Genomic DNA, 25,808 nt, shown 5'->3' on the forward strand with positions numbered 1-25,808 from the left:
CCCTCTCAGACCCGGCGGCGCTTGCGGGGGCGGCAGCCGTTGTGCGGGATGGGCGTCACGTCCTTGATGGCCGTCACGTAGAAGCCGACGGCCTGCAGAGCGCGCAGCGCACTCTCACGGCCCGAACCGGGGCCCGAGACCATGATCTCGAGCGTCTCCATGCCATGCTCGCGAGCCTTCTTGCCCGCGTCCTCGGCGGCGACCTGGGCGGCATACGGCGTGGACTTGCGGCTGCCCTTGAAGCCCTGGGAGCCCGAGGAAGACCAGGCGATCGCGTTGCCCTGGCTGTCGGTGATCGTGACGATCGTGTTGTTGAAGGAGGCGAGGACGTGGGCCACGCCGGAAGAGATGTTCTTCCGTTCCTTCTTGCGCGGGCGGGACCCGGCGTTCGGCTGACGCGCCATCTTACTTCGTCACCTTCTTCTTGCCGGCGATCGCGACGGCCTTGCCCTTGCGGGTGCGGGCGTTCGTGTGGGTGCGCTGACCACGAACCGGCAGGCCACGGCGATGACGCAGGCCCCGGTAGCAGGCCATGTCCATCAGCCGCTTGATGTTCATCGCGACCTCGCGCCGCAGGTCGCCCTCGACGCGATAGTCGTTGTCCAGCGTCGCGCGCAGGCGAAGCAGCTCGTCCTCAGAGAGCTGGTTCACCCGGCGCTCCGCCGGAATGCCGAGCTTCTCGCAGATGTCGGCCGCGTTCTTCGGGCCGATACCGTAGATGTAGCGCAGCGAGATCAGCACGCGCTTGTTGTCGGGGATGTTCACGCCGGCGATACGCGCCACGGTGCTCTCCTGGAGCGTTCGCTCCGTTCGGGCCGGTCGGCGAGGCCGCCCGGCGAGGTGATCCTGGCCCGGCCGCGGCGGCGGCAGGGCCAATCGGTGGAGGACGGGAACCGTCCGTGCAAGCGGGATCGCGGCCAGATAGGGCCGGCCGCGAAGACGGGCGATTTAGGCGCCCGACCGCGCTGAGTCAAGCAATGCTTGCGGGAGCATCGAGGATGGCCGCGAGTTGCTTGGCGACACTGCCCATATCGGCCATGCCGTCCACGTGGCGCAGCTTGCCCTGCGCCTGGTAGTAAGGAAGCAGCGGCGCGGTCTGGCGATGATAGGCGTCCAGCCGGGCAGCCACTGTCTCCGCCTTGTCGTCGGCGCGGCGGATGAACTCGTGGCTTCCACAGACATCGCAGACGCCGGCCTGCTGGGTCGGCTTGAAACGGTCGTGATAGCCGGTGCCACAGGAGGCGCAGGTGAAGCGGCCAGCGATGCGCTCCACCAGGGCGGCATCGTCCACCTGCAACTCGACCACATGGTTCAGCGCGAGGCCCATCTCGCCGAGCATCACGTCCAGCGCCTCGGCCTGCGGCACCGTGCGGGGGAAGCCGTCGAGGATGAAGCCGCCGGCGCAGTCGGGCTTCTGCACCCGCAGCGCCAGCATGGCGGTAATGATGGCATCCGGCACGAGGTCACCGCGCTCCATGATCGCGCGCGCCTCGTTGCCGATGGCCGAGCCGGACTTGACCTCGGCCCGTAGCATGTCGCCCGTGGAAATCTGCGCGATGCCGTAGCGGTCCTGGAGGGTCTTGGCCTGGGTGCCCTTACCGGCCCCAGGCGGGCCCAGGAGGATCAGATTCATCGGCGCAGGCTTCCTCCGCGGGGGGTGACGGGGGCAGGACCGCCGCGCCCGGCGACGCGGGACTTGCGAATCAGCCCCTCGTACTGGTGGGCGAAGAGATGGGACTGCACCTGGGCCACCGTGTCCATTGTCACGGAGACGATGATCAGCAAGCTCGTGCCGCCAAAGTAGAACGGCACGCCGTACTGGCTGATCAGGAACTCCGGCAGGAGGCAGACAATGCAGAGGTAGATCGCCCCCACCAGCGTCAGCCGGCTGAGAACGCGATCGAAATACTCGGCCGTCGAGGCGCCGGGGCGGATGCCCGGCACGAAGCCGCCGTACTTCTTGAGGTTGTCGGCCGTCTCCTGCGGATTGAACACGACCGCCGTGTAGAAGAAGGCGAAGAAGATGATCAGGGCGACGTAGAGGCCCATGTAGAGCGGCTGACCATGGGCCAGCAGCGCCGCCATCCGGGTCACCCAGGTGTCCTCGCCCTGGTTTGCCGCGAAGCCCGAGAAGGTCGCCGGCAGCAGGAGCAGAGAGGAGGCAAAGATCGGGGGAATGACGCCGGCCGTGTTGAGCTTCAGCGGCAGGTGCGTTGAGTCACCACCGAACATGCGGTTGCCCACCTGGCGCTTGGGGTACTGCACCGGGATCTTCCGCTGCGCGCGCTCCATGAAGACCACGAAGGCGATGACGGCGAGCGCGAGGAGCAGGAAGAAGAGGATGAAGAAGGGGCTGAGGGCGCCCGTCCGGCCGAGCTCCAGCGTGGAGACCAGCGCGTGCGGCAGGTTGGCCACGATGCCGGCGAAGATGATCAGCGATATGCCGTTGCCGACCCCCCGGGCGGTGATCTGCTCGCCCAGCCACATCAGGAACATCGTTCCGCCGACGAGCGTGGTGATGCAGGAGGCGCGGAAGAACAGGCCAGGATCGAGCACCGCTGCCCCGAAGTTGCCGCGCATTCCCTCCAGCCCGATCGCAAGGCCGTAGGCCTGGAAGAAGGCGATCACGACGGTCAGGTAGCGGGTGTACTGGTTGAGCTTCTTCCGCCCGGACTCACCCTCTTTCTTGAGGGCCTCCCAGGAGGGGATGGCGGCCGACATCAGCTGCACGATGATCGAGGCCGAGATGTAGGGCATGATGTTGAGGGCGAAGACGGTCATCCGACCGAGCGCGCCGCCGGTGAACATGTCGAACATCCCGAGGATGCCGCCGCCGTGCTGGGACAGGATCTCGGCCATGACGGCCGCGTCCACGCCCGGAACGGGGATGTAGGTGCCCAAGCGGTAGACCAGCAGGGCGCCCAGGGTGAACCAGAGCCTGCTCTTCAACTCGGTCGCTCGCGAGAGCACGCCGAGGTTGAGATTGGCCGCGAGCTGCTCGGCGGCGGACGCCATGGGAATGCCCTCTCTTACGACTGCGGCGCCGGCGGATTTTACCCGCGGCGCCGCAGAAAGGTCCAATGATCAGTTAGCGGCAGCAGCCACCGGCATCAAGCAGCCGGGGCTTCCTCGGTCGCCGCCTCGCGCACCGTGACACTGCCACCTGCGGCCCGAACCGCCTCGATCGCCGCGGCGGAGGCGCCGGCCACGGAGATGGTGACCGGGCGGCTGATCGCGCCCTTGGCCAGCAGGCGGACGCCCGCCTTCTTGCCGAGGCGAACCAGGCCAGCCTTCACCAGCGCCGCCTCGTCCACCGCCTCGCCCGCAGGGAGGGTGCCGGACTCAAGCGCCTTCTCGATCGTGCCGACGTTGATCACGGCATACTCGATACGGAAGATGTTCTTGAAGCCGCGCTTCGGCAGGCGGCGGTACAGCGGAAGCTGACCACCCTCGAAGCCGTTCAGGGAGACGCCCGTGCGGGCCTTCTGACCCTTCACGCCGCGACCGCTGGTCTTGCCCTTGCCGGAGCCGATACCCCGGCCGACGCGCTTGAACTTCGGGCGGGCACCCTCGTTGTCGCGCAGCTCGTTGAGCTTCATGGTTCAGCCCACCTTCACCAGGTGCGCGACCTTGCGGATCATCCCCCGCACGGCGGGGGTGTCCTCGAGCTCACGCGACCGGTTCATCTTGTTCAAGCCGAGGCCAATCAGCGTCTCGCGCTGGCCGGGCTTGCGGCCGATCGGCGACCCGGTCTGGGTCACCTTCACGGTCTGCTTCGTCGTCTCAGACATTGGCGGCCTCCGCCGTCGTCTCCGTGCCGCCGCGGGGCGGGTTGGGGAGCAGGTCGGCCACCTTCTTGCCGCGACGGGCCGCGACCGCCCGCGGGGAGGTGCAGCGGGCGAGGCCGGCGAAGGTCGCCTTGACCATGTTGTGCGGGTTCGTGGTGCCCGTGCACTTCGCGACGACGTCGCCCATGCCCAGCACCTCGAAGACGGCGCGCATCGGACCGCCGGCGATGATGCCGGTGCCGGCGGGCGCCGCCCGCAGGATGACGCGACCGGCACCGAACTCGCCGATCACGTCGTGGTGGAGCGTGCGGCCCTCGCGCATCGGCACGCGGATCAGGCCGCGCTTGGCCCGCTCCGTCGCCTTGCGGATGGCCTCCGGGACCTCGCGCGCCTTGCCGGCGCCCCAGCCCACGCGGCCCTTCTCGTCACCGACCACGACCAGGGCGGCGAAGGAGAAGCGACGGCCGCCCTTCACCACCTTGGCGACGCGGTTGATGGTGACGAGCTTGTCCTTGAACTCGTCGTTCTCGCGATCGGCGCCACGGTTGTCGCGGTTGTCGTCGCGGCGGCCACGACCTCGGCGGCGGTCGGCGTCGCCGCCCTCGCCACCCGGACGCGGCGCGTTGGAACGCGGTGCGTATGCCATTCTATCGGCTCCTCAGAACGACAGCCCGCCCTCACGGGCGCCGTCCGCCAGGGCCTTGACCCGGCCATGATAGATATAGGGACCGCGGTCGAAGACCACCTCGGTCACGCCGGCCGCGAGCGCGCGCTCGGCCACCAGCTTGCCGATGGCCGACGCCGCATCAAGGTCGGCGCCCGTCCGGCCAGCCTCGCGGACCGTCTTCTCCAGAGTGGACGCGGCGGCGAGCGTGCGGCCCGCCTTGTCGTCGATCACCTGGGCGTAGATGTGGCGGCCCGAGCGGTGGACGGAGAGGCGCACGCGCCCCGCGCCCTTCAGCTTGATCTGGTAGCGCGTGCGCGAGCGGCGACGCTGCGTCAGTGCGAGCTTGTTCGACATTACTTCTTCTTACCCTCCTTTCGGAGGATCGTCTCGTTGTCGTACTTGATGCCCTTGCCCTTGTAGGGCTCGGGACCGCGGTACGCCCGGATCTCCGCCGCGACCTGGCCGACGCGCTGCTTGTCGGCCCCCTCGACCTTAATGGCCGTCGGCCGCTCGGTCGTGATCTTGATGCCCTCCGGGATCGCGTAGCGGATCTCGTGGCTGTAGCCGAGGTTCAGAACGAGTTCCTTGCCCTGGACCGCCGCGCGATAGCCCGTGCCCGTGATCTCCATGGACTTGGTGAAGCCCGTGGAAACGCCCGTGACCATGCTGTTGATGAGAGAGCGCGTGGTGCCCCACATCGTCCGGGCCGCGCGATCATCGCCGCGGGGCGCCACGGCCACTTCGCCGTTCTCGATGGTGACGTCCACCTTCTCCGTGACGGGCAGGCGCAGCTCGCCGAGCTTCCCCTTCGCCACGACGGTGCCGGCCTCGAGCGTGACGGTCACGCCCGAAGGAACCTTCACCGGATACTTACCGACGCGAGACATGTTCCCTGCCCTCCGTCAGAACACGCGGCAGAGGACTTCGCCGCCGACATTGGCAGCGCGGGCCTCGAGGTCGCTCATCACCCCGCGGGGCGTGGAGAGGATGGATATGCCGAGACCGTTGTAGATCTTCGGCAGTTCCTTGATCTTGGAGTAAACCCGACGGCCCGGCTTGGACACGCGGGTGATCTCCTTGATGGCGGGCTCGCCCTCGGCATACTTGAGCTCGATCTCGAGCACCTTGATGCCGGGACGAAGCTCCTCACCGCGGTAGCCACGGATGTAGCCCTCGCGCTTCAGCACGTCGAGGACGTCGGAGCGCAGGCGGGAGGCCGGCGAGACCACGCGCGACTGGCGCGCGCGCAGGCCGTTACGGATGCGGGTGAGCATGTCACCCAGCGGATCGGAAAGCTGCATGTGTGCCTTCCCTCCTTACCACGAGGCCTTGGTGAGGCCGGGAATCTGACCGCTGGACGCGAGATCCCGCAGCATGTTCCGGCTGAGCTGGAACTTCCGATAATTGCCGCGGGGACGACCGGTCAGCTCGCAGCGCAGGCGCACGCGGACTTTCGCCCCGTTGCGCGGCAGCTGCGCCAGCTTCAAGGTCGCCTCGAAGCGATCCTCCACCGGCAGCTCGCGGTTCATCACGACCTTCTTCAGGGCAGCGCGCTTGGCCGCATGAGTAGACGAGAGGTGCTTGCGCCTGTTGTTCTTCTCGACTGACGAAGTCTTTGCCATTCGATCAGTATCCTCCGGAACCTGTCCGGGCCCGGCGAAGTGCGCCGGCCCGGTGGTTTTCCAAGACTAGTTGACGAAGGGAAGCCGGAAGCCCTTCAGCAGGGCCTTCGCTTCCTTGTCCGTCTTCGCCGTCGTGACGAAAACGATGTCCATGCCGCGGATAGCCTCGACCTTGTCGTAGGCGATCTCGGGGAAGATGATCTGCTCCTTCAGGCCCATGGCATAGTTGCCACGGCCGTCAAAGCCCTTGCCCGAAATGCCGCGGAAGTCGCGGACGCGCGGCAGCGCGATGGTGACCAGCCGGTCCAGGAACTCGTACATCCGGGCGCGCCGCAGCGTCACCTTCGTGCCGATGGCCTGGCCCTCGCGGATCTTGAAGCCGGCGATCGCCTTCTTCGCCTTCGTCTTGACGGGCTTCTGACCGGCGATGACGGTCAGCTCCGCGACGGCAGCGTCGAGCTTCTTCTGGTCGCCGGCGGCCTCGCCAACGCCCATGTTGATGACGATCTTCTCCAGCTTCGGAACCTCCATCGGGTTCTTGTAGCCGAATTCCTCGATCAGCGCCTGGCGGATCGAGGCGAAGTATTCCTGCTGCAGGCGGGGCTGCTCGCCCGCGACGTTCTCGCCGCGGACCTTCTCCTGCGTGTCGCTCATGCGATCACCTCGCCGGAGGCCTTCGCCACCCGGACCTTCTTGTCACCGTCCATGCGGAAGCCAACCCGGGTCGGCTTGTCGCTCTTCGGGTCGATCAGCGCCAGGTTGGAGAGGTCGATGGACGCCTCCTTCTCCTGGATGCCGCCGGGCTGGTTCATGCCCTGCGGCTTCGTGTGGCGCTTAACGACGTTCACGCCCTGCACCACCGCGCGGTTCTCGGCGGGAAGGACGGAGAGGACCTCCCCACGCTTGCCCTTGTCCTTGCCGGTGAGAACCTGGACGCGATCGCCCTTGCGGATCTTCGCAGCCATCACAGCACCTCCGGAGCCAGGGAGATGATCTTCATGTACTTCCGGGCGCGCAGCTCGCGAACAACCGGCCCGAAGATCCGGGTCCCGATCGGCTCGTTCTGCTTGTTGATCAGAACGGCCGCGTTGTTGTCGAAGCGGATGGCGGTGCCATCAACCCGACGCACGGGATAGGCGGTGCGGACGATCACGGCCCGGTGGACCTCGCCCTTCTTCACCTTCGCGCGGGGAATGGCGTCCTTGATCGACACGACGATGATGTCGCCAACCGAGGCCGTCTTCCGCTTGGAGCCGCCGAGCACCTTGATGCACTGCACCTTACGCGCGCCGGAGTTGTCGGCGACGTCGAGGTTGGATTCAACCTGGATCATGCGCCCTGCTCCTCGGGCAGCACGATGTTCTCGAGCAGCTCATAGGCGGCCGGGCGGGCGACCGCCTCACCGTTGCGCTGGACAACGAGCCAGGACTTGCGCTTGGAGATCGGACGGCACTCCTCGATGGAGACCGTGTCGCCCTCGCGGCACAGGTTGGTGTCGTCATGCGCGGCGTACTTCTTCGAGCGCCGGATGAACTTCTTGTAGAGCGGGTGCATGATGCGACGCTCGACCAGGACCGTGACGGTCTTGTCCTGCTTGTCGCTCGTTACCCGCCCGGTGAGGACGCGCTTCGGCATGTGCCGCGGTCTCCTCTCTCAGGACTTCTGGGATGTGCGGGCCTGCTGGCCCAGCACGGTCTTAACACGGGCAATGTCCCGGCGCACAGCCCGGATACGCCCCACGGCCTCCAACTGGCCGGTCGCCCGCTGGAAGCGCAGGTTGAACTGCTCCTTCCGAAGGTCGAGCAGCATGGTCTTCAGCTCGTCCGCGGTCTTGGCGCGGACATCCGCGATCTTCGTCATCGATCAGGCCTCCGCCGCGCCCAGACGGGCCACGACCTTCGTCTTGATCGGCAGCTTCGCAGCACCCAGGGCCAGCGCCTCGCGCGCGGTCTCCTGGCTGACGCCGTCGATCTCGAACATGATGCGGCCCGGCTTGATCCGGACCACCCAGAACTCGGGCGCGCCCTTGCCCGAGCCCATGCGGACCTCGGCCGGCTTGGAGGAGACGGGCACATCCGGGAAGATCCGGATCCACACGCGCCCCTGGCGCTTCATCGCGCGGGTGATCGCGCGGCGGGCCGCCTCGATCTGCCGGGCGGTCACCCGCTCCGGCTCAAGCGCCTTCAGGCCATAGCCGCCGAAGGAGAGCGTGAACCCGCCCTTGGCATTGCCCTTGATGCGGCCCTTATGGGCCTTTCGATACGTCGTGCGCTTCGGCGACAACATGTTGCGTGTTCCTCAGTCCGTCGCTCAGCGCTGCGGCGCCTGCTCGGCGGCGCGCTTGTCCTGCGCCATCGGGTCGTGCGCCATGACTTCGCCCTTGAAGATCCAGACCTTCACACCGCAGGTGCCATAGGTGGTCTTCGCGGTCGCGACGCCGAAGTCGATATCGGCGCGGAGCGTGTGCAGGGGCACCCGGCCCTCGCGGTACCACTCCATCCGCGCGATCTCAGCGCCGCCCAGGCGCCCGCCGCAGTTGATGCGGATGCCGCCGGCGCCGAGGCGCATGGCGGACTGCACGGCGCGCTTCATCGCACGGCGGAAGGCCACGCGGCGCTCCAGCTGCTGCGCGATGCTCTCGGCCACCAGGGTGGCGTCCAGCTCAGGCTTCCGGATCTCGACAATGTTCAGCGAGACCTCGGCCCCGGCCATCTTTGCCAGGTCCTTGCGGAGCTGCTCGATGTCCGCGCCCTTCTTACCGATCACGACGCCCGGGCGGGCGGCGTGGATCGTAACGCGCGGCTTCTTGGCCGGCCGCTCGATGACCACCTTCGCCACGCCCGCGCCCTTGAGGCGGTCGCGCAGCGTGCGGCGGAGCTTCAGGTCGTCGTGGAGCAGGCCGGCATAGTCGGCATCGCCGGCGTACCAGCGGCTGTCCCAGGTGCGGTTGATGCCGAGCCGGAGCCCGATCGGATTGACTTTGTGACCCATCTTACGCGGCCTCCTCGGCCACCGGCGCCGGCTGCTGCTCGGCGACGACGATCTTCAGGTGGCTGAACCACTTCTCCACGCGGGCGGCCTTGCCGCGGCCGCGCGCCTGGAAGCGCTTCATGACAATCGAACGGCCCACCTCGACGCGCGAGACCACCAGCTTGTCGACATCGAGGCTGTGGTTGTTCTCGGCGTTGGCGATGGCGCTCTCGAGCGTCTTCTTCACCGTGTCTGAGATGCGGCGCTTGCTGAAGGTCAGCGTGGCGACGGCATCCTGGGCGCGGCGGCCGCGGATGAGGCCGGCCGCGAGGTTCAGCTTGCGCGGCGACACCCGGATGTTCCGGGTGACGGCCTGAGCCTCGCTGTCGGCGAGGCTGCGCTCGTGCTTCGGCTTGCTCATCTCAGCCCCGCTTCGCCTTCTTGTCCGACGAGTGGCCGGTGAAGGTCCGCGTCGGCGAGAACTCGCCGAACTTGTGGCCCACCATGTTCTCGGACACCTGGACGGGGATGAACTTCTTGCCGTTGTAGACGCCGAAGACCAGCCCGACGAACTGCGGAAGAATGGTGCTGCGGCGGGACCAGATCTTGATGATCTCGTTCCGGCCGGAGTTCCGCGCGGTCTCCGCCTTGTTCAGCAGGTAGCCGTCGACGAACGGCCCCTTCCATACGCTGCGCGACATCGCGATCAGCCCTTCTTCGCAGTGCGGCGACGGACGATGAGACGGTCCGTGCGCTTGTTGGTGCGGGTCTTGTAACCCTTGGTCGGCTTACCCCAGGGCGTGACCGGGTGACGGCCGCCCGAGGTCCGGCCCTCACCACCGCCATGCGGGTGATCGACCGGGTTCATGACGACGCCGCGGTTATGCGGACGGAAGCCCATCCACCGGCGACGACCGGCCTTGCCGAGCTGCTGGTTGGAGTTGTCCGGGTTCGACACCGCACCGATCGTCGCCAGGCACTCGGCGCGGAGGAGCCGCACTTCGCCCGACATCAGCTTTACTTGGGCATAGCCGGCGTCCTTGCCGACCAGCTGGCAGTAGGTTCCGGCGGAACGTGCGATCTTCGCGCCGGCACCCGGCTTCATCTCCAGCGCGTGCACGATCGTGCCCACGGGGATGGAGGCCAGCGGCATGGCGTTGCCAGGCTTAATGTCCACGCGCTCACCGGCGATCACCTGGTCGCCCGCCTTTAGGCGCTGCGGCGCGATGATGTAGGCGAGCTCGCCGTCCTCATACTTCAGGAGGGCGATCCAGGCCGTGCGGTTCGGATCGTACTCCAGCCGCTCGACCGTCGCCGGCACGTTGAACTTCGTGCGGCGCTTGAAGTCGACGTAACGGTAGGACTGCTTGTGTCCGCCGCCACGGAACCGAACGGTGGTACGGCCGTGGTTGTTGCGGCCGCCGGAGTGGCTCTTGCCCTCCGTCAGCTGCTTGACCGGCTTGCCCTTCCAGAGCTCGGACTTGTTGACCAGCACCGTGCCGCGAAGGCTCGGCGTGACCGGCTTGAATTGCTTGAGCGCCATGGCTTACGCGAGCCCCGTCGTCAGATCGATGCTCTGGCCCTCGGCCAGGCTGACGATCGCCTTCTTCCAGTCGGAGCGCTGGCCGGGACGGCCGCGGAACCGCTTGGACTTGCCCTTCACCACCACCGTGTTCACGGCGGTGACGTTCACGCCGAACAGCGTCTCGACGGCGGCCTTGATCTCAGGCTTCGTCGCGTCGAGCGTCACCTTAAAGGTGACCTGTCCGGTCTGGTTCAGGACAGTCGCCTTCTCGGTGATCACCGGGGCGACGATCAGCTGGTACATCCGCTCGGGCGTGACGACCGGCTTCTGGGTCTGCGTGCCGCTCACGACAGGCGCTCCTTCAGGGCCTCGACGCCCGCCCGCGTGACCGCGAGCACGTCGTGGTGGAGGATGTCATAGACGTTGGCGCCCACCGTCGGCATCACCTGGAACTTCGGCAGGTTGCGCGCGGCGCGCACCAGGCCCTCGTCCGGGGTCGCGTCGAACACCAGGGCGCTGGTCCAGCCGAGCGCCTTGAGCTGAGCCGCAAGCGTCTTCGTCTTCGCGCTCTCGCCCGGGGCGGCCGCGTCGAGGATGAAGAGCTTGCCCTCGGCGGCCTTCTGGCTGAGGGCGCTGATCAGGCCCAGGCGGCGGACCTTCTTCGGCAGGCTGTACTCGTGGCTGCGCACGACCGGGCCGTGGACCACACCACCGGTGCGGAACTGCGGCGCGCGGAGCGAGCCCTGACGGGCATTGCCAGTGCCCTTCTGGCGATAGGGCTTCTTCGTCGTGCCCGACACCTCGCCCATGCCCTTCACCTTGTGGGTGCCGGCACGGCGCTTGGCGAGCTGCCAGTGAACCACGCGCGCCATAATGTCGGCGCGCGGCTGGGCCCCGAAGACCTCGTTCGGGAGCTCGATCTCGCCGGCCTCGGCGTTATCGAGGGTGATGACCTTGATCTGCATCGCTCGATCCTCAGGCCGCGGCCGTCGGGTACGGCGCGTCAGCGTGACGCTTCCGCTTCACGGCGTCGCGCACCATGACCCAGCCGTTGGCGGCGCCGGGAACGGCGCCCTTGATGAAGAGGATGCCGCGCTCGACGTCCACGGCGGCCACTTCCAGGTTCTGGGTGGTCACGCGCTCGACGCCGAGATGGCCAGCCATCTTCTTGTTCTTGAAGACCTTGCCCGGATCCTGGCGGTTACCGGTCGAGCCGTGCGAACGGTGGCTGATCGACACGCCGTGTGACGCCTCGAGGCCACGGAAGTTCCAGCGCTTCATCGCGCCGGCAAAGCCCTTGCCCTTCGTCACGCCGGTGACGTCGATCTTCTGGCCCTTCACGAAGTGCGCGGGGGAGAGCTTCGCGCCCGCCTCCAGCACCGCGTCCTCGGCCGTGCGGAACTCCACCACCTTCATCGGCGCCTCGACGCCGGACTTGGCGAAGTGGGCCTTGTTCGGCTTGGAGACGTTCTTCGCCTTCGCATGCCCAGCGCCCAGCTGCACGGCGGTGTAGCCGTCCTTGTCGGCGGAGCGCACCGCCACGACGCGAACGTCATCCACGTGCAGCAGCGTCACCGGCACGGTGGAGCCGTCGTCGTTGAAGAGCCGGGACATGCCCAGCTTCCGGGCGATCAGGCCAGTGCGGCCATCTTTCGCGGCCATGGTGTATGCGCCCCTCAGACTCAGATCTTGATTTCGACGTCCACGCCCGAGGCGAGGTCGAGCTTCATCAGCGCGTCCACGGTCTGCGGGGTGGGGTCGACGATGTCGAGAAGGCGGCGATGAGTCCGGATCTCGAACTGCTCGCGCGACTTCTTATCGACGTGCGGAGAACGGTTGACGGTGAACCGCTCGATGTGGGTCGGGAGCGGGATCGGCCCCCGCACCCGGGCACCGGTGCGCTTCGCGGTGTTCACGATCTCCCGCGTGCTGCCATCCAGCACGCGGTGATCGAACGCCTTGAGACGGATCCGGATATTCTGGGCGTCGGCGGCCATCTTACTTCTCGATGCTCGCGACGACGCCGGCGCCGACGGTGCGGCCACCCTCGCGGATGGCGAAGCGCAGGCCCTGGTCCATGGCGATCGGGGCGATCAGCTCCACCGTCATCGCGACGTTGTCGCCCGGCATCACCATCTCCACGCCCTCGGGCAGCTGCACCACGCCCGTCACGTCGGTCGTGCGGAAGTAGAACTGCGGCCGGTAGTTCGTGAAGAACGGCGTGTGGCGACCGCCCTCCTCCTTCGTCAGGATGTAGGCCTCGGCCTTGAACTGCGTGTGCGGCGTGATCGCGCCAGGCTTGGACAGAACCTGCCCGCGCTCCACGTCCTCGCGCTTCGTGCCGCGCAGCAAGGCCCCGATGTTGTCGCCCGCCTCGCCGCTGTCGAGCAGCTTGCGGAACATCTCGACGCCCGTCACCGTCGTCTTCACGGTGTCCTTCAGGCCGACGATCTCGACCTCCTCGCCCACCTTGACGATCCCGCGCTCAACGCGCCCCGTCACCACCGTGCCGCGGCCCGAGATCGAGAACACGTCCTCGATCGGCATCAGGAACGGCAGGTCCTTCGGGCGCTCCGGCTGCGGAATGTAGGCGTCCACCGCCTCCATCAGCTTCAGGATCGCCTGCTCGCCCTGCTCGGGGTTCTTGTCTTCGAGCGCCATCAGCGCCGAGCCGTGGATGATCGGAATGTCGTCGCCCGGGAACTGGTAGGACGACAGCAGCTCGCGAACCTCCATCTCGACCAGCTCCAGCAGGTCGGGGTCCGCCATGTCCACCTTGTTCAGGAACACCACCAGCGCCGGAACGCCAACCTGGCGCGCCAGCAGGATGTGCTCGCGCGTCTGCGGCATCGGGCCGTCAGCCGCCGACACCACCAGGATCGCGCCGTCCATCTGCGCCGCACCCGTGATCATGTTCTTCACGTAGTCAGCGTGGCCAGGGCAGTCCACGTGCGCGTAGTGCCGGTTCGCCGTCTCGTACTCCACGTGCGCCGTCGAGATCGTGATCCCGCGAGCCCGCTCCTCCGGCGCCTTGTCAATCTGGTCGTACGCCGTGAACGACGCACCGCCCGTCTTGGCCAGAACCTTCGTGATCGCCGCCGTCAAAGACGTCTTGCCGTGGTCCACATGGCCAATCGTGCCAATGTTGCAGTGCGGCTTCGTCCGCTCGAACTTCGCCTTACCCATGATCTAGCCTCTGCCCGGATGGGACTTCAAAGGGGTTGTCGCCGCTGGAGCAGCGCCTGGAGTGGAGCCGCCCGGGGCGGCACCTTGATTCGTTTTTACCAGCGGTAGTGGCTGAAGGCCTTGTTCGCCTCGGCCATCCGGTGGGTGTCTTCGCGCTTCTTCACCGCGGAGCCGCGGTTGTTCGCCGCGTCCATCAGCTCGGCGGAGAGCCGATCCTCCATCGTGTGCTCGCCACGCTTGCGGGCCGACTCGATAAGCCAGCGGATCGCCAGCGCCTGGCGGCGCTCCGGGCGAACCTCGACGGGCACCTGGTAGGTGGCACCACCGACGCGGCGAGAGCGCACCTCGACGGCCGGCTTCACGTTGTCCATCGCCTCGTGGAAGAGACGCAGCGGATCGGCGTTCTGGCCGCCGCGGCGCTTCAGCGTGTCCATGGCGCCATAGACGATGCCCTCGGCGGTGCTCTTCTTGCCGTCATACATCAGCACGTTCATGAAACGGCTGAGCACGACGTCGCCGAACTTCGGATCCGGCAGGACCTCGCGCTTCTCGGCGCGGTGACGACGCGACATCTCTCAGTTCCTCACTTCGGCCGCTTGGCGCCGTAGAGCGAGCGCCGCTGGCGGCGCTTGGCGATGCCCTGGGTGTCGAGCACGCCGCGCAGGATGTGGTAGCGAACGCCCGGAAGGTCCTTCACGCGTCCACCGCGGATAAGGACAACCGAATGCTCCTGGAGGTTGTGCCCCTCGCCGGGGATATAGCTCACCACCTCGTAGCCGTTCGTGAGGCGCACCTTGGCGACCTTACGAAGCGCCGAGTTCGGCTTCTTCGGCGTGGTGGTGTAAACCCGCGTGCAGACGCCGCGCTTCTGGGGGCAGTTCTGCAGCGCCGGGACCTTGTTGCGGCTCGGCTTCGGCTCGCGCCCCTGCGCGATGAGCTGATTGATCGTCGGCATGACGCCCCTTCGTGACCCGTCTCTGTGGCTGACCGCCCTGCATCCAAGCGAAGGCGCCCGCGTGACCGCGTCTGCGATCCTGCGGGCCACTCTTCGTCTCCGGCCTAGACCGTCCAGAGACCACGAGGGGTTTCAAGGAGCGGCGGCACCGGGGACGCGGAAGGGTCGTCCAAACTCGTTCGATCCCCTGGCGCTGCCGGTGGGGGTCGTGGAGGGCCGGAGACCTACCCCCCCCCAACCCCTGAGTCAAGCGCTTTAGGGTTTGTGAAGCCGGCTGGGCGGGGGAGTTGCACCCCCACCCCGACCGATCCGCGGGTCGGCCATATACGGCCGGCCGTCCGCGCGCCGGCGGCCCAGGGCCGCCGGACTGGTTCGCTACTCGGCGGCTTGCTGGCCGCCGCTGCCATCCTGCAGGGCGGGCTGGTTGGCCGGCAGGCGCCCCTTGTCCCGCTGGGCGGCAAGCGACCGCAGGCGGTTCATCACCGAGCCCGTCCCGGCCGGAATCAGGCGGCCGACGATGACGTTCTCCTTTAGCCCTTCCAGGCGGTCCACCTTACCGGCCACGGCCGCCTCGGTGAGCACCCGGGTCGTCTCCTGGAAGGAGGCGGCCGAGATGAAGGAGTTGGTCTGCAGGCTGGCCTTCGTGATGCCCTGGAGGACCGGCTCGGCCCGGGCGGGCCGCTCCTTCACCGCCAGCCGCTTCTCGTTCTCGATATCGAACTCGATGCGGTCCACCTGCTCGCCGATCAGGTAGGTCGTGTCGCCGGGCTCGATGATCTCGACCTTCTGCAGCATCTGGCGAACGATCACCTCGATGTGCTTGTCGTTGATCTTCACGCCCTGCAGTCGATAGACGTCCTGGATCTCGTTCACGAGGTAGTTCGCGAGAGCCTCGACGCCCAGTACCCGAAGAATGTCGTGCGGCACGCGGGGGCCGTCGACCAGCGGGTCGCCGGCCCGGACATAGTCACCCTCCTGGACCGAGACGTGCTTGCCCTTGGGCACCAGGTACTCGCGGGAGGCCGGCTGCTCGTCGCCGACGGCGTCCGGTACCACGACGATCCGGCGCTTGGCCTTATAGTCCTTCCCGAACTCCACTCGCCCATCGACATCGCTGATGATGGCGGCGTCCTTCGGCCGGCGGGCCTCGAACAGCTCCGCGACGCGGGGCAGACCGCCCGTGATGTCGCGGGTCTTGGAGGACTCGCGCGGCAGGCGGGCGATAACGTCGCCGGCGTGGACCGTCGCGCCGTTCTCCACGTTCAGAATGGAGGAGGGCTGCAGCCCGAGGGTGAGGACCACCTTGCCCCCTTCCCGCAGCACAATGCTGGGGCGGAGATTGGCGTTCTTGGCCCGCTCGACCGGCTCGCGCACCACCTTCGAGGAGAGGCCCGTCACCGGGTCCGTCTCCTCGTAGAGCGTGAAGCCCTCGATCAGGTCGGTGTACTCCACCACACCCGCGCGATCGATGATGATCGGTAGGGTGAAGGGGTCCCACTCCGCCAGCTTCTGCGCGCGGGTGACCTCGGCGGCATCGTCCACCAGCAGCCGCGCGCCGTAGGGCACGCGGTAGCGGGCGCGCTCACGGCCCTGCGCATCGCTCAGCACGATCTCGCAGTTACGCGACATGACGATGTTGGCGCCCTCGCTGTTCACGACGACGGCCTTGTTCAGGACCTTCACCGAGCCGTCGCTGGTCGCCTCCACATGGGACTGCTCCGCCGAACGCTGGGCGGCGCCGCCGATGTGGAAGGTGCGCATGGTCAGCTGCGTGCCGGGCTCGCCGATCGACTGCGCGGCGATGACGCCGACTGCCTCACCGGTGTTCACCGGGGTGCCGCGGGCCAAGTCGCGCCCGTAGCACATGCCGCAGACGCCCTGCCGCGCATCGCAGGTGAGGACGGAACGGATATAGACCTCCTCCGCCCCAGACTGCTCCACGGCGTCCGCCGTGACCTCATCGACCAGCGTGTCGCGCGCGGCGACCACCTCGCCCGTCTCCGGGTTCAGCACGTCGCGCTGGATCGTACGGCCCAGGATGCGCTCGGATAGCGAGGAGACGACCTCGCCGCCGTCCATCACGGCGCGAACCGTAATGCCGCGCTCCGTGCCGCAGTCGTTGTCGACGATGATGCAGTCCTGCGCCACGTCCACGAGCCGGCGGGTCAGGTAGCCCGAGTTCGCCGTCTTCAGCGCCGTGTCCGCGAGGCCCTTGCGGGCGCCGTGGGTGGAGTTGAAGTACTCGAGGACGGTCAGCCCCTCCTTGAAGTTGGAGATGATCGGCTGCTCGATGATCTCGCCCGAAGGCTTGGCCATCAGGCCGCGCATGCCCGCGAGCTGGCGCATCTGGGCCGGCGAACCGCGCGCACCGGAGTGGGACATCATCCAAACCGAGTTGGTCTGCTTGCCCGCTTCCTGGCGCGAGATCTCCTTCATCATGGCGCCCGCGACCTCTTCCGTCGCGCGCGACCAGGCGTCCACCACCTTGTTGTAGCGCTCGCCGGCCGTGATCAGGCCGTCGAGGTACTGCTGCTCGAACTCCTTCACCTCGTTCTTAGTACGATCGATCATCGCGGCCTTGGTGGCCGGGATCATCATGTCGTCCTTGCCGAAGGAGATGCCCGCCTTCGCCGCGTTGCGGAAGCCGAGGCCCATCAGGCGGTCGGCGAAGATCACCGACTCCTTCTGACCGCAGTGACGGTACACGGCGTCCATCACGTCCGAGATGCTGCGCTTGGTCAGCTGACGGTTGATGATGGAGTAGGGCACGTTCGGGTGGATCGGCAGCAGGGCGCCCATCATCAGGCGGCCCGGCGTGGTGATCGCCGTCTCGCGCTTCGGCTTGCCCTCGGCCGTGAAGCCGGTGACGCTGGCCAGGATCGCGGAGTGCAGGTTCACCTGCCCGGCCGCGAGAGCCTGCTCCACCTCGCCCAGTCCGTCGAAGACGTGTGGGCGGAAGGCGAGCGCATCGCGCTCCTCCTCGGTCAGGCTCGCCGGGTCCTTGCCCTTCAGCCCGTCGATGAGAACGCGCACCGCCTCGATCCGCGCCTTGTCCGCGCGGAACTCCGGCGTCTCAAGGCTCAGGTAGTAGAGGCCGAGCACGATGTCCTGCGACGGCACGATGATCGGCTTGCCGTTCGCGGGGCTGAGGATGTTGTTGGTGGACATCATCAGCACGCGCGCCTCCAGCTGAGCCTCGAGGCTCAGCGGGACGTGCACGGCCATCTGGTCGCCGTCGAAGTCCGCGTTGAAGGCGGTGCAGACCAGCGGGTGAAGCTGGATTGCCTTGCCCTCGACGAGGATCGGCTCGAAGGCCTGGATGCCCAGGCGGTGCAGCGTCGGCGCCCGGTTCAGCATCACCGGGTGCTCGCGGATCACCTCCTCGAGGATGTCCCACACCTCGGGACGCTCCTTCTCCACCATCCGCTTCGCGGCCTTGATGGTGGTGGCGTGGCCGTACTTCTCGAGCTTGCTGTAGATGAACGGCTTGAACAGCTCCAGCGCCATCTTCTTCGGCAGGCCGCACTGGTGCAGCTTCAGCTCGGGACCGACGACGATGACCGAACGGCCGGAGTAGTCCACGCGCTTGCCGAGCAGGTTCTGACGGAAGCGGCCTTGCTTGCCCTTCAGCATGTCGGAGAGCGACTTCAGCGGCCGCTTGTTCGCCCCCGTGATCGCCCGCCCGCGGCGCCCGTTGTCGAACAGCGCGTCCACGGCCTCCTGCAGCATGCGCTTCTCGTTGCGCACGATAATGTCCGGCGCACGCAGCTCGATCAGCCGCTTCAGGCGGTTGTTACGGTTGATGACGCGGCGGTAGAGGTCGTTCAGGTCGGAGGTCGCGAAGCGGCCGCCGTCCAGCGGCACCAGCGGGCGCAGCTCGGGCGGGATCACCGGCACGACGTCGAGGATCATCCACTCCGGACGGGCACCGCCCTCGGAGAAGGACTCGATCAGCTTCAGCCGCTTGACGAGCTTCTTGCGCTTCGCCTCGGAGGTCGTCTCCTTCAGGTCGGCACGCAGGCGCGCGCTCTCCTTGTCGAGGTCGATGCCGGTCAGCATCTGCTTCACGGCCTCGGCGCCGATGCCGACGGTGAAGGCGTCCTCGCCGAACTCGTCCTGCTTCTGCTGGAAGGCGTCCTCGGTCAGCAGCTGGTGCAGCTTGAGGTCGGTCAAGCCCGGCTCAAGAACGACATAGCTCTCGAAGTAGAGAACCTTCTCCAGCTCCTTCAGCGACATATCGACCATCAGGCCGACGCGCGAGGGCAGCGACTTCATGAACCAGATATGGGCGACGGGGGAGGCGAGCTCGATGTGGCCCATGCGCTCGCGCCGGACCTTCGCCAGCGTCACCTCGACGCCGCACTTCTCGCAGATGATGCCGCGGAACTTCATCCGCTTGTACTTGCCGCACAGGCACTCGTAGTCCTTGATCGGACCGAAGATGCGCGCGCAGAAAAGCCCGTCCCGCTCCGGCTTGAAGGTGCGGTAGTTGATCGTCTCGGGCTTCTTGATCTCGCCGTAGGACCAGGAGCGGATCTGCTCCGGGGAGGCGATGGTGATCTTGATCTGATCGAAGGTGACGGCCTGGCCGGTCTGGCCAAGGATCTTCATCAGCTCGTTCATGGGGCCTTCCTTCTTCGTCCAGCCTGCCACGCGCGAACGTGGCAACATCAGCGGCCGGCCCCGCTGGGATGGGGCCGGCGCGATCCTGTCAGAGGGCGATCAGCTGCCGCGGTTCTCGAGGTCCACGTTCAGGCCAAGGGACTTCAGCTCCTTGGTGAGAACGTTGAAGCTCTCGGGGATGCCGGCTTCGAAGCTGTCCTGGTCGCGGACGATCGCCTCGTAGACCTTGGTGCGGCCGGACACGTCGTCCGACTTCACCGTCAGCATTTCCTGCAGCGTGTAGGCGGCGCCGTAAGCCTCCAGCGCCCAGACCTCCATCTCGCCGAAGCGCTGGCCGCCGAACTGCGCCTTGCCGCCCAGCGGCTGCTGGGTGACGAGCGAGTAGGGGCCAATGGAGCGGGCGTGGATCTTGTCGTCCACCAGGTGGTGCAGCTTGAGCATGTAGATGTAGCCCACCGTCACCTTCCGCTCGAAGAGGTCGCCCGTGCGGCCATCGACGAGCTGCACCTGGCCGGAGGTGTCGAGCCCCGCCTTGGTCAGCATCCCCTCGATGTCCGAGATGCGGGCGCCGTCGAAGACCGGCGTTGCGATCGGAATGCCGCGCCGCAGGTTCTCGCCGAGCTCGAGCAGCTGGTCCTCGCTCATGTTGACGATGTCACGATCCGTGATCTCGTCCCCATAGACCTCGCGCAGCTTCTCGATCAGCGCGTCGCGCGCGGCGCCGGCGCGGCGGTAGTCCTCCACCACCTCGCCGACCTGCTTGCCGAGATTGGCGCAGGCCCAGCCGAGGTGCGTCTCCAGGATCTGGCCGATGTTCATGCGCGAGGGCACGCCCAGTGGGTTCAGAACGAGGTCGACCGGGGTGCCGTCCTCCAGGAACGGCATGTCCTCGATCGGCACGACGCGGGAGACCACGCCCTTGTTGCCGTGGCGGCCGGCCATCTTGTCGCCGGGCTGGAGCTTCCGCTTCACCGCAACGAAGACCTTGACCATCTTCATCACGCCGGGCGGCAGCTCGTCGCCGCGCTGCAGCTTCTCGACCTTGCTCTCGAAGCGCTTCTGCAGGCGCTCGACCGCGGCGTCGAACTCGCGCTTTAGGGCCTCGAGCTGCGCCTGGGCGGCGTCGTCCGAGACGCTGATCTGGCGCCAGGTCATGCGGTTGAACTCGGACAGCACCTCGTCGGTGATAACCGTGCCCTGCTTGATCCCCTTAAAGCCGCCGCCCGCCTTGCGGTTGAGCAGCACCTCGCGCAGCCGCCCCGTGAAGGACCGCTCCTGGATCAGCCGCTCGTCGTCGCGGTCCTTGGCCAAGCGCTCGATCTCGGCGCGCTCGATCGCCATGGCACGCTCGTCCTTGTCCACGCCGCGGCGGGAGAAGACGCGCACGTCCACGATCGTGCCGGAGACGCCCGGCGGCAGGCGCAGCGACGTATCGCGCACGTCGGAGGCCTTCTCGCCGAAGATGGCGCGGAGAAGCTTCTCCTCCGGCGTCATCGGGCTCTCGCCCTTCGGCGTCACCTTGCCGACCAGGATGTCGCCCGGCTGCACCTCGGCGCCGATATAGACGATGCCGGCCTCGTCGAGGTTGCGCAGCGCCTCCTCACCCACGTTCGGGATGTCGCGGGTGATCTCCTCCTGACCGAGCTTCGTGTCGCGGGCCGCCACCTCGAACTCGTCGATGTGGATGGAGGTGAAGACGTCGTCCTGCGCGATCCGCTCGCTGATGAGGATGCTGTCCTCAAAGTTGTAACCGTTCCAGGGCATGAACGCGACGAGCGCGTTCCGGCCCAGGGCAAGCTCGCCCAGCTCCGTGGAGGGACCATCGGCGATGATGTCGCCGGCCTGCACCTGATCGCCCACTCGCACCAGCGGACGCTGGTTGATGCAGGTGGACTGGTTGGACCGCTGGAACTTCCGCAGGCGATAGATGTCCACGCCCTGGGTCGTGCCGTCCTCAGCCGTCGCGCGCACCACGATGCGGGCGCCGTCGATGCTGTCCACCACGCCGTCACGCCGCGCGACAATGCTGGCGCCGGAGTCCCGCGCAACCGCAGCCTCCATGCCGGTGCCGACCAGCGGCGCGTCCGACTTCACCAGCGGCACGGCCTGCCGCATCATGTTCGAGCCCATGAGCGCGCGGTTCGCGTCGTCGTTCTCGAGGAACGGGATAAGCGCCGCAGCGACGGAGACGAGCTGCTTCGGGGAGATGTCGATCGCCGTCACCTCCTCAGGCTTAACCAGGCGGAAGTCGCCGCCCTGGCGGACGGAGACGAGGTCCGAGCGGAACTCGCCGCTCTCGCGGTCCACCTCGGCGTCAGCCTGGGCGACCACGAGCCGCTCCTCCTCCATGGCGGAGAGATAGCGCGGCTCGCCCGTGATCTTGCCGTCGCGCACCATCTGGTACGGCGTCTCAATGAAGCCGTACTTGTTCACCTTGGCGAAGGTGGCCAGCGAGTTGATCAGGCCGATGTTCGGCCCTTCCGGCGTCTCAATCGGGCAGATGCGGCCGTAGTGCGTCGGATGCACGTCGCGCACCTCGAAGCCGGCGCGCTCGCGCGTCAGGCCACCCGGGCCAAGCGCCGAGAGACGGCGCTTGTGCGTTACCTCGGACAGCGGGTTGGTCTGGTCCATGAACTGCGAGAGCTGCGAGGAGCCGAAGAACTCGCGCACCGCCGCGGCGGCCGGCTTCGCGTTGATCAGGTCGGTCGGCATGACGGTGTCGATATCGACCGACCCCATCCGCTCCTTGATCGCGCGCTCCATGCGGAGCAGGCCGACGCGGTACTGGTTCTCCATCAGCTCGCCGACGGAGCGCACCCGGCGGTTGCCGAGGTTGTCGATGTCGTCGATCTGCCCCTTGCCGTCCTTCAGCTCCTGAAGCGTGCGGACAGTGGCGAGGATATCCTCCTTGCGGAGCGTGCGCTGCGTGTCCGGCGCCTCCTCGAGGGAGAAGCCGAGGCGCATGTTCATCTTCACGCGGCCCACGGCCGAGAGGTCGTAGCGCTCGCCGTCGAAGAAGAGGCCACGGAAGAGGGTCTCGGCCGTCTCCGGCGTCGGCGGCTCGCCCGGGCGCATCACCCGGTAGATGTCCATCAGCGCATCGTCGCGGTTCGTGTTCTTGTCCACGGCGAGCGTGTTGCGCATCCACGGTCCGACGGAGGCGTCGATCGCCAGCGTGGGCAGCGTGTCGTAGCCCGCGGCCTCGATGGCCGCGAGCTTCGGCTCGGTCAGCTCCTCCCCAGCCTCGGCATGGATCTCGCCGGTGGACATGTCCACCAGATCCTCGGCCACGTAGCGTCCCAGCAGGTCGGCGCGGGAGACGAGCACCTCCTTGGTGCCCTCCTCCGCAATCTTGCGGGCGGCGCGGGGGTTGAGCTTCGTGTCCTTGGCGGCGACGACCTGACCGGTGGCGGCATCCACCAGATCCTCGGCCAGCTTCAGGCCGCGGAAAGCGTCGGGCTCATAGGGACGCGACCAGCCCTGCTTGCCGCGGGTGAAGATCACCTGCTTGTAGAAGGTGGACAGGATCTCCTGCGAGTCCATGCCGCGCACCTCGCCCGGCTCCAGCGGCGTGTCGCGCTCGCCGCGCTTGGCCTGGGTCTCGGCAGAGTCGAGGGCATAGAGGAGCGTCGTCGCCGGCAGCTTTCGCTTCCGGTCGATACGAACGTAGCAGATGTCCTTCGCGTCGAACTCGAAGTCGAGCCAGGAGCCGCGATAGGGGATCACGCGGGCGGCGAAGAGGTACTTGCCCGAGGAGTGGGTCTTGCCCTTGTCGTGGTCGAAGAACACACCCGGCGAACGGTGCATCTGCGAGACGATGACGCGCTCGGTGCCATTGACGATAAAGGTGCCGTTGTCCGTCATGAGCGGGATATCGCCCATGTAAACGCCCTGCTCCTTGATGTCGCGAATGGAGCGGCTGCCGGTGTCCTCGTCGATGTCCCAGACGATCAGGCGCAGATGGGCCTTCAGCGGGGCGGCATAGGTCAGCCCGCGCTGGATGCACTCCTCCACGTCGTACTTCGCCTCCTCGAACTCGTAGCGCACGAATTCGAGCGAGCCGCGGCCAGCGAAGTCGTTGATCGGGAAGACGCCCTTGAAGACCTCCTGAAGGCCGGCATTCGCCCGCATCTCCGGCGCCACCTCGGCCTGCAGGAACCCCTCGTAGGAGGCGCGCTGCACGTCGATGAGGTTCGGCATCGGCGCCACCTCGGGCAGACGCCCGAAGGACTTGCGGATGCGCTTGCGCCCGGTGAAGCCCTTGCCCTCAAAACCCTTCGAGATCGCGTTCATGCCAGCCCTGCGTCCTCTTCAACCTTGCCAGGCGATCCTGAGCGCCGCCGCGCGCCCCCGATCCCCCGTTAGCCACCGGACGGCACGGGCCATCCGGCGAAAAGCAGGCGCGGGCGGAAACCTAGAGGTTCCCGCCCGGCCCTTTACACAACTTGTTCCCCCGGCCTGGAAGGCCGGGAGATTGTGGTTGGGGTCTTACTTGACCTCAACCTTCGCACCGTTCTCCTCGAGGACCTTGCGGATCTTCTCCGCCTCATCCTTGGAGACACCCTCCTTGACGACCTTCGGAGCGCCCTCGACGAGGTCCTTGGCCTCCTTGAGGCCGAGGCCAGTGATGGTGCGGATCTCCTTGATCACGTTGATCTTCTTGTCGCCGGCGGCGGCAAGCGTCACGGTGAACTCGGTCTGCTCCTCGGCAGGGGCAGCGGCGGCGCCACCACCGCCGGCCGGGGCGGCAGCCACGGCGACGGGAGCGGCGGCAGAAACGCCCCACTTCTCCTCGAGCATCTTGGAGAGCTCGGCAGCCTCCAGGACGGTGAGGGTCGAGAGCTCGTCAACGAGCTTGGCAAGATCGGCCATGTCTTTGTGTTCCCTGATCTAGTGGCTTGGCTTGAAGTTTGCAACCCCTGGCGGAAGCGGCTCCCGCAACCCGCCGGGGGTCATGGCGTTTCAGGCGGCTTCCGCGCCCTCTGACGACCCATCCTTGTCGGAATAGGCCTTGAACACCCGCGCCAGCTGCCCGGCCGGAGCCTGCAGCACGCCCGCGATGCGCGTCGCCGGGGTCTGGATGAGACCCAGCAGCTGCGCCCGCAGCGTTTCGAGCGAGGGAAGCTCGGACAGAGCCCTGACGCCGTTGACGTCGAGGGTCTGGGTGCCGAGCGCCCCGCCCAGGATGACGAACTTGTCGTTACCCTTGGCGAACTCCGTGGCAGTCTTCGCCACCGCCACCGGATCCGTCGACCACGCGAGCGCGGTCGGACCCTTCAGCAGCGGCGCGATGCCCTGGAAGCGGGTGCCGTCGAGGGCGAGAGTGGCCAGCCGGTTCTTCGTGACCTTGTACGTCGCGCCCGCTGCCCGCATCCGGCGCCGCAGATCATCCACCGCCGCGACCGTCAGCCCGTTGTTACGGGCGACGAGCACGAAGGAGGTGTCGGCGAACACCGAACCGAGGGAGGCGACGAACTCACGCTTCTCCGTACGGTCCAATTCCCGTCTCCTACGAATAACCAGCACCTGGTGGAGGGGCGCCGGCCGGTTCACGCAAGAGCGTCCCCGGCCGGGGACGCCCTGGTTCGCCTGTCAGATGAAAGCCGGAAGCCAAGCCAAGCCCGGGGACAGGCCCCGGAACGTCGTCTCTGGCACCCCGTCTCCCCGTTGCGCTCTCGCTTTAAGCCCCCGGAAGGGCACATCGGGTCTCGGACAGGTCGGACGGGTTTCCCCGCCCTGCCCGCGCCGGGCCCTCAGGACCGGCGCGAATTCACTCAGGCGGAGAGCGAGCTCACATCCACCTTGATGCCCGGGCCCATGGAGGAGGACACGGCCACCTTCTTTACGTAGGTGCCCTTGGCACCGGCCGGGCGGGCGCGCTGGATGGCGTCCACGAAGGCCTTGGCGTTCTCGAGCAGCTTGTCCGCCTCGAAGCTCGCCTTGCCGATGCCAGCATGGACGATACCGGCCTTCTCGGCGCGGAACTCCACCTGGCCGGCCTTGGCCGCCGTCACGGCGCCGCGGACGTCCATGGTGACGGTGCCGAGCTTCGGGTTCGGCATCAGGCCACGCGGGCCAAGGATCTTACCGAGGCGCCCGACGAGGCCCATCATGTCCGGGGTCGCGATGCAGCGGTCGAAGTCAATCTTGCCCTCCTGCACCGCGGCCATCAGGTCCTCGGCGCCGACGATGTCGGCCCCGGCGGCCTGGGCCTCCTCGGCCTTCGGGCCGCGGGCGAAGACGCCGACGCGGACGGTCTTGCCCGTGCCGTTCGGCAGGCCGACCACGCCGCGGACCATCTGGTCGGCGTGGCGGGGGTCGATGCCGAGGTTCATCGAGATCTCGATCGTCTCGTCGAACTTGGCGTTGGCGGCGGTCTTCACCGTCGAGATCGCCTCGGCGAGCGCGAGGGACTTATCGAGGTCCAGGCCTTCGTTGATCTTGCGGAGACGCTTGCCCTGCTTGGCCATCT

Annotated in this window: 33 protein-coding genes; all 33 read right to left on the reverse strand. The window is 67.3% G+C overall.

What is annotated here, in order from left to right:
- Positions 1 to 5 precede the first annotated feature (5 nt).
- Positions 6 to 404 (reverse strand): 30S ribosomal protein S11, encoded by a 399-nt coding sequence (gene rpsK / locus D9599_RS15005; RefSeq protein ID WP_043835425.1) that lies wholly within the window; start codon positions 402 to 404, stop codon positions 6 to 8.
- A gap of 1 nt (position 405) precedes the next feature.
- Positions 406 to 783 carry a 30S ribosomal protein S13 gene (rpsM, locus tag D9599_RS15010; protein WP_198382070.1) on the reverse strand — a complete coding sequence of 126 codons (378 nt, stop codon included), beginning with the start codon at positions 781 to 783 and terminating at the stop codon, positions 406 to 408.
- A 187-nt stretch (positions 784 to 970) separates the two neighbouring features.
- Positions 971 to 1,633 (reverse strand): adenylate kinase, encoded by a 663-nt coding sequence (locus tag D9599_RS15015; RefSeq protein ID WP_198382071.1) that lies wholly within the window; start codon positions 1,631 to 1,633, stop codon positions 971 to 973.
- Positions 1,630 to 3,015 (reverse strand): preprotein translocase subunit SecY, encoded by a 1,386-nt coding sequence (gene secY / locus D9599_RS15020; RefSeq protein WP_198382072.1) that lies wholly within the window; start codon positions 3,013 to 3,015, stop codon positions 1,630 to 1,632. The genes D9599_RS15015 and secY overlap by 4 nt, the downstream gene beginning before the upstream one ends.
- A gap of 95 nt (positions 3,016 to 3,110) precedes the next feature.
- Positions 3,111 to 3,599 carry a 50S ribosomal protein L15 gene (gene rplO, locus D9599_RS15025; RefSeq protein ID WP_198382073.1) on the reverse strand — a complete coding sequence of 163 codons (489 nt, stop codon included), beginning with the start codon at positions 3,597 to 3,599 and terminating at the stop codon, positions 3,111 to 3,113.
- Between the two features lie 3 nt (positions 3,600 to 3,602).
- Entirely contained in the window at positions 3,603 to 3,791 is a 189-nt protein-coding gene (rpmD, locus tag D9599_RS15030; RefSeq protein WP_043835414.1) for a 50S ribosomal protein L30, read from the reverse strand.
- On the reverse strand, positions 3,784 to 4,434 hold the full coding sequence (gene rpsE, locus D9599_RS15035; RefSeq protein ID WP_198382083.1) for a 30S ribosomal protein S5: 651 nt from the start codon (positions 4,432 to 4,434) through the stop codon (positions 3,784 to 3,786). The genes rpmD and rpsE overlap by 8 nt, the downstream gene beginning before the upstream one ends.
- A gap of 12 nt (positions 4,435 to 4,446) precedes the next feature.
- The gene (rplR, locus tag D9599_RS15040) at positions 4,447 to 4,809 is read right to left on the reverse strand and encodes a 50S ribosomal protein L18 (RefSeq protein WP_043835410.1); all 363 of its coding nucleotides are present in this window, start codon (positions 4,807 to 4,809) and stop codon (positions 4,447 to 4,449) included.
- Positions 4,809 to 5,342, reverse strand: coding sequence for a 50S ribosomal protein L6 (rplF, locus tag D9599_RS15045; RefSeq protein WP_043835408.1), 534 nt, complete (start codon positions 5,340 to 5,342; stop codon positions 4,809 to 4,811). The genes rplR and rplF overlap by 1 nt, the downstream gene beginning before the upstream one ends.
- 15 nt (positions 5,343 to 5,357) lie before the next feature.
- Positions 5,358 to 5,756 (reverse strand): 30S ribosomal protein S8, encoded by a 399-nt coding sequence (rpsH, locus tag D9599_RS15050; RefSeq protein ID WP_043835406.1) that lies wholly within the window; start codon positions 5,754 to 5,756, stop codon positions 5,358 to 5,360.
- Between the two features lie 15 nt (positions 5,757 to 5,771).
- Entirely contained in the window at positions 5,772 to 6,077 is a 306-nt protein-coding gene (gene rpsN / locus D9599_RS15055) for a 30S ribosomal protein S14 (RefSeq protein WP_198382090.1), read from the reverse strand.
- 66 nt (positions 6,078 to 6,143) lie between these two features.
- Positions 6,144 to 6,731, reverse strand: a complete 588-nt coding sequence (gene rplE / locus D9599_RS15060) for a 50S ribosomal protein L5 (RefSeq protein WP_052402210.1) — start codon at positions 6,729 to 6,731, stop codon at positions 6,144 to 6,146.
- On the reverse strand, positions 6,728 to 7,042 hold the full coding sequence (rplX, locus tag D9599_RS15065; protein ID WP_198382091.1) for a 50S ribosomal protein L24: 315 nt from the start codon (positions 7,040 to 7,042) through the stop codon (positions 6,728 to 6,730). Before rplX ends, rplE begins: the two co-directional genes overlap by 4 nt.
- The gene (rplN, locus tag D9599_RS15070; RefSeq protein WP_043835401.1) at positions 7,042 to 7,410 is read right to left on the reverse strand and encodes a 50S ribosomal protein L14; all 369 of its coding nucleotides are present in this window, start codon (positions 7,408 to 7,410) and stop codon (positions 7,042 to 7,044) included. The genes rplX and rplN overlap by 1 nt, the downstream gene beginning before the upstream one ends.
- A complete protein-coding gene (gene rpsQ / locus D9599_RS15075; RefSeq protein ID WP_043835399.1) occupies positions 7,407 to 7,712 on the reverse strand; it encodes a 30S ribosomal protein S17 in 306 nt (101 codons plus the stop codon). The genes rplN and rpsQ overlap by 4 nt, the downstream gene beginning before the upstream one ends.
- A gap of 18 nt (positions 7,713 to 7,730) precedes the next feature.
- Complete coding sequence (rpmC, locus tag D9599_RS15080) at positions 7,731 to 7,937, reverse strand: 50S ribosomal protein L29 (RefSeq protein ID WP_043835397.1); 207 nt, start codon at positions 7,935 to 7,937, stop codon at positions 7,731 to 7,733.
- 3 nt (positions 7,938 to 7,940) lie between these two features.
- Positions 7,941 to 8,363 carry a 50S ribosomal protein L16 gene (gene rplP, locus D9599_RS15085; protein ID WP_043835395.1) on the reverse strand — a complete coding sequence of 141 codons (423 nt, stop codon included), beginning with the start codon at positions 8,361 to 8,363 and terminating at the stop codon, positions 7,941 to 7,943.
- 24 nt (positions 8,364 to 8,387) lie between these two features.
- Positions 8,388 to 9,068 (reverse strand): 30S ribosomal protein S3, encoded by a 681-nt coding sequence (rpsC, locus tag D9599_RS15090; protein ID WP_198382094.1) that lies wholly within the window; start codon positions 9,066 to 9,068, stop codon positions 8,388 to 8,390.
- A gap of 1 nt (position 9,069) precedes the next feature.
- Positions 9,070 to 9,468, reverse strand: a complete 399-nt coding sequence (gene rplV / locus D9599_RS15095) for a 50S ribosomal protein L22 (RefSeq protein WP_043835391.1) — start codon at positions 9,466 to 9,468, stop codon at positions 9,070 to 9,072.
- Between the two features lies 1 nt (position 9,469).
- The gene (rpsS, locus tag D9599_RS15100) at positions 9,470 to 9,748 is read right to left on the reverse strand and encodes a 30S ribosomal protein S19 (protein ID WP_043835390.1); all 279 of its coding nucleotides are present in this window, start codon (positions 9,746 to 9,748) and stop codon (positions 9,470 to 9,472) included.
- A gap of 5 nt (positions 9,749 to 9,753) precedes the next feature.
- Positions 9,754 to 10,590: a 50S ribosomal protein L2 gene (gene rplB / locus D9599_RS15105; protein WP_043835388.1), complete on the reverse strand. Its 837-nt coding sequence runs from the start codon at positions 10,588 to 10,590 to the stop codon at positions 9,754 to 9,756.
- A 3-nt stretch (positions 10,591 to 10,593) separates the two neighbouring features.
- Complete coding sequence (locus D9599_RS15110) at positions 10,594 to 10,875, reverse strand: 50S ribosomal protein L23 (RefSeq protein ID WP_198382148.1); 282 nt, start codon at positions 10,873 to 10,875, stop codon at positions 10,594 to 10,596.
- Between the two features lie 41 nt (positions 10,876 to 10,916).
- Entirely contained in the window at positions 10,917 to 11,537 is a 621-nt protein-coding gene (gene rplD, locus D9599_RS15115) for a 50S ribosomal protein L4 (RefSeq protein WP_043835386.1), read from the reverse strand.
- A gap of 10 nt (positions 11,538 to 11,547) precedes the next feature.
- Positions 11,548 to 12,234 (reverse strand): 50S ribosomal protein L3, encoded by a 687-nt coding sequence (rplC, locus tag D9599_RS15120; RefSeq protein ID WP_198382096.1) that lies wholly within the window; start codon positions 12,232 to 12,234, stop codon positions 11,548 to 11,550.
- Positions 12,235 to 12,254: 20 nt separating this feature from the next.
- Positions 12,255 to 12,569 (reverse strand): 30S ribosomal protein S10, encoded by a 315-nt coding sequence (gene rpsJ, locus D9599_RS15125; protein WP_043835383.1) that lies wholly within the window; start codon positions 12,567 to 12,569, stop codon positions 12,255 to 12,257.
- 1 nt (position 12,570) lies between these two features.
- Positions 12,571 to 13,758, reverse strand: coding sequence for an elongation factor Tu (tuf, locus tag D9599_RS15130; RefSeq protein WP_198382097.1), 1,188 nt, complete (start codon positions 13,756 to 13,758; stop codon positions 12,571 to 12,573).
- A gap of 95 nt (positions 13,759 to 13,853) precedes the next feature.
- On the reverse strand, positions 13,854 to 14,330 hold the full coding sequence (gene rpsG / locus D9599_RS15135) for a 30S ribosomal protein S7 (protein WP_043839687.1): 477 nt from the start codon (positions 14,328 to 14,330) through the stop codon (positions 13,854 to 13,856).
- Between the two features lie 11 nt (positions 14,331 to 14,341).
- Positions 14,342 to 14,713, reverse strand: a complete 372-nt coding sequence (gene rpsL, locus D9599_RS15140; protein ID WP_043839686.1) for a 30S ribosomal protein S12 — start codon at positions 14,711 to 14,713, stop codon at positions 14,342 to 14,344.
- Positions 14,714 to 15,088: 375 nt separating this feature from the next.
- Positions 15,089 to 19,336: a DNA-directed RNA polymerase subunit beta' gene (gene rpoC, locus D9599_RS15145; RefSeq protein WP_198382099.1), complete on the reverse strand. Its 4,248-nt coding sequence runs from the start codon at positions 19,334 to 19,336 to the stop codon at positions 15,089 to 15,091.
- Between the two features lie 99 nt (positions 19,337 to 19,435).
- On the reverse strand, positions 19,436 to 23,629 hold the full coding sequence (gene rpoB, locus D9599_RS15150) for a DNA-directed RNA polymerase subunit beta (RefSeq protein WP_198382101.1): 4,194 nt from the start codon (positions 23,627 to 23,629) through the stop codon (positions 19,436 to 19,438).
- 195 nt (positions 23,630 to 23,824) lie between these two features.
- Positions 23,825 to 24,208 (reverse strand): 50S ribosomal protein L7/L12, encoded by a 384-nt coding sequence (rplL, locus tag D9599_RS15155; RefSeq protein WP_043839683.1) that lies wholly within the window; start codon positions 24,206 to 24,208, stop codon positions 23,825 to 23,827.
- A 90-nt stretch (positions 24,209 to 24,298) separates the two neighbouring features.
- Positions 24,299 to 24,835, reverse strand: a complete 537-nt coding sequence (gene rplJ / locus D9599_RS15160) for a 50S ribosomal protein L10 (RefSeq protein WP_043839682.1) — start codon at positions 24,833 to 24,835, stop codon at positions 24,299 to 24,301.
- Positions 24,836 to 25,110: 275 nt separating this feature from the next.
- A complete protein-coding gene (gene rplA, locus D9599_RS15165) occupies positions 25,111 to 25,806 on the reverse strand; it encodes a 50S ribosomal protein L1 (RefSeq protein ID WP_198382102.1) in 696 nt (231 codons plus the stop codon).
- Positions 25,807 to 25,808: the final 2 nt, after the last annotated feature.

It is taken from the genome of Roseomonas sp. KE2513 (genome assembly GCF_016107305.1).
Taxonomy (GTDB): domain Bacteria; phylum Pseudomonadota; class Alphaproteobacteria; order Acetobacterales; family Acetobacteraceae; genus Roseomonas.

Excerpts from the sequence above, each read along its gene's own strand:
- rplX (WP_198382091.1), bottom strand. The coding sequence starts at position 7,042 with ATGGCTGCGAAGATCCGCAAGGGCGATCGCGTCCAGGTTCTCACCGGC.
- rplE (WP_052402210.1), bottom strand. The coding sequence starts at position 6,731 with ATGAGCGACACGCAGGAGAAGGTCCGCGGCGAGAACGTCGCGGGCGAG.
- rplB (WP_043835388.1), bottom strand. The coding sequence starts at position 10,590 with ATGGCGCTCAAGCAATTCAAGCCGGTCACGCCGAGCCTTCGCGGCACG.
- rpsH (WP_043835406.1), bottom strand. The coding sequence starts at position 5,756 with ATGCAGCTTTCCGATCCGCTGGGTGACATGCTCACCCGCATCCGTAAC.
- rpoC (WP_198382099.1), bottom strand. The coding sequence starts at position 19,336 with ATGAACGAGCTGATGAAGATCCTTGGCCAGACCGGCCAGGCCGTCACC.
- rpoB (WP_198382101.1), bottom strand. The coding sequence starts at position 23,629 with ATGAACGCGATCTCGAAGGGTTTTGAGGGCAAGGGCTTCACCGGGCGC.
- D9599_RS15015 (WP_198382071.1), bottom strand. The coding sequence starts at position 1,633 with ATGAATCTGATCCTCCTGGGCCCGCCTGGGGCCGGTAAGGGCACCCAG.
- rpsS (WP_043835390.1), bottom strand. The coding sequence starts at position 9,748 with ATGTCGCGCAGCGTATGGAAGGGGCCGTTCGTCGACGGCTACCTGCTG.
- rpsE (WP_198382083.1), bottom strand. The coding sequence starts at position 4,434 with ATGGCATACGCACCGCGTTCCAACGCGCCGCGTCCGGGTGGCGAGGGC.
- rplV (WP_043835391.1), bottom strand. The coding sequence starts at position 9,468 with ATGAGCAAGCCGAAGCACGAGCGCAGCCTCGCCGACAGCGAGGCTCAG.
- rpsN (WP_198382090.1), bottom strand. The coding sequence starts at position 6,077 with ATGGCAAAGACTTCGTCAGTCGAGAAGAACAACAGGCGCAAGCACCTC.
- D9599_RS15110 (WP_198382148.1), bottom strand. The coding sequence starts at position 10,875 with ATGTACCAGCTGATCGTCGCCCCGGTGATCACCGAGAAGGCGACTGTC.
- secY (WP_198382072.1), bottom strand. The coding sequence starts at position 3,015 with ATGGCGTCCGCCGCCGAGCAGCTCGCGGCCAATCTCAACCTCGGCGTG.
- rplN (WP_043835401.1), bottom strand. The coding sequence starts at position 7,410 with ATGATCCAGGTTGAATCCAACCTCGACGTCGCCGACAACTCCGGCGCG.
- rplD (WP_043835386.1), bottom strand. The coding sequence starts at position 11,537 with ATGCAGATCAAGGTCATCACCCTCGATAACGCCGAGGCCGGCGAGATC.
- rpmD (WP_043835414.1), bottom strand. The coding sequence starts at position 3,791 with ATGTCTGAGACGACGAAGCAGACCGTGAAGGTGACCCAGACCGGGTCG.
- rplL (WP_043839683.1), bottom strand. The coding sequence starts at position 24,208 with ATGGCCGATCTTGCCAAGCTCGTTGACGAGCTCTCGACCCTCACCGTC.
- rplC (WP_198382096.1), bottom strand. The coding sequence starts at position 12,234 with ATGGCCGCGAAAGATGGCCGCACTGGCCTGATCGCCCGGAAGCTGGGC.
- rplO (WP_198382073.1), bottom strand. The coding sequence starts at position 3,599 with ATGAAGCTCAACGAGCTGCGCGACAACGAGGGTGCCCGCCCGAAGTTC.
- rplR (WP_043835410.1), bottom strand. The coding sequence starts at position 4,809 with ATGTCGAACAAGCTCGCACTGACGCAGCGTCGCCGCTCGCGCACGCGC.
- rpsC (WP_198382094.1), bottom strand. The coding sequence starts at position 9,068 with ATGGGTCACAAAGTCAATCCGATCGGGCTCCGGCTCGGCATCAACCGC.
- rpsQ (WP_043835399.1), bottom strand. The coding sequence starts at position 7,712 with ATGCCGAAGCGCGTCCTCACCGGGCGGGTAACGAGCGACAAGCAGGAC.
- rpmC (WP_043835397.1), bottom strand. The coding sequence starts at position 7,937 with ATGACGAAGATCGCGGATGTCCGCGCCAAGACCGCGGACGAGCTGAAG.
- rplA (WP_198382102.1), bottom strand. The coding sequence starts at position 25,806 with ATGGCCAAGCAGGGCAAGCGTCTCCGCAAGATCAACGAAGGCCTGGAC.
- rplP (WP_043835395.1), bottom strand. The coding sequence starts at position 8,363 with ATGTTGTCGCCGAAGCGCACGACGTATCGAAAGGCCCATAAGGGCCGC.
- rpsK (WP_043835425.1), bottom strand. The coding sequence starts at position 404 with ATGGCGCGTCAGCCGAACGCCGGGTCCCGCCCGCGCAAGAAGGAACGG.
- rpsL (WP_043839686.1), bottom strand. The coding sequence starts at position 14,713 with ATGCCGACGATCAATCAGCTCATCGCGCAGGGGCGCGAGCCGAAGCCG.
- tuf (WP_198382097.1), bottom strand. The coding sequence starts at position 13,758 with ATGGGTAAGGCGAAGTTCGAGCGGACGAAGCCGCACTGCAACATTGGC.
- rpsG (WP_043839687.1), bottom strand. The coding sequence starts at position 14,330 with ATGTCGCGTCGTCACCGCGCCGAGAAGCGCGAGGTCCTGCCGGATCCG.
- rpsJ (WP_043835383.1), bottom strand. The coding sequence starts at position 12,569 with ATGGCCGCCGACGCCCAGAATATCCGGATCCGTCTCAAGGCGTTCGAT.
- rplF (WP_043835408.1), bottom strand. The coding sequence starts at position 5,342 with ATGTCTCGCGTCGGTAAGTATCCGGTGAAGGTTCCTTCGGGCGTGACC.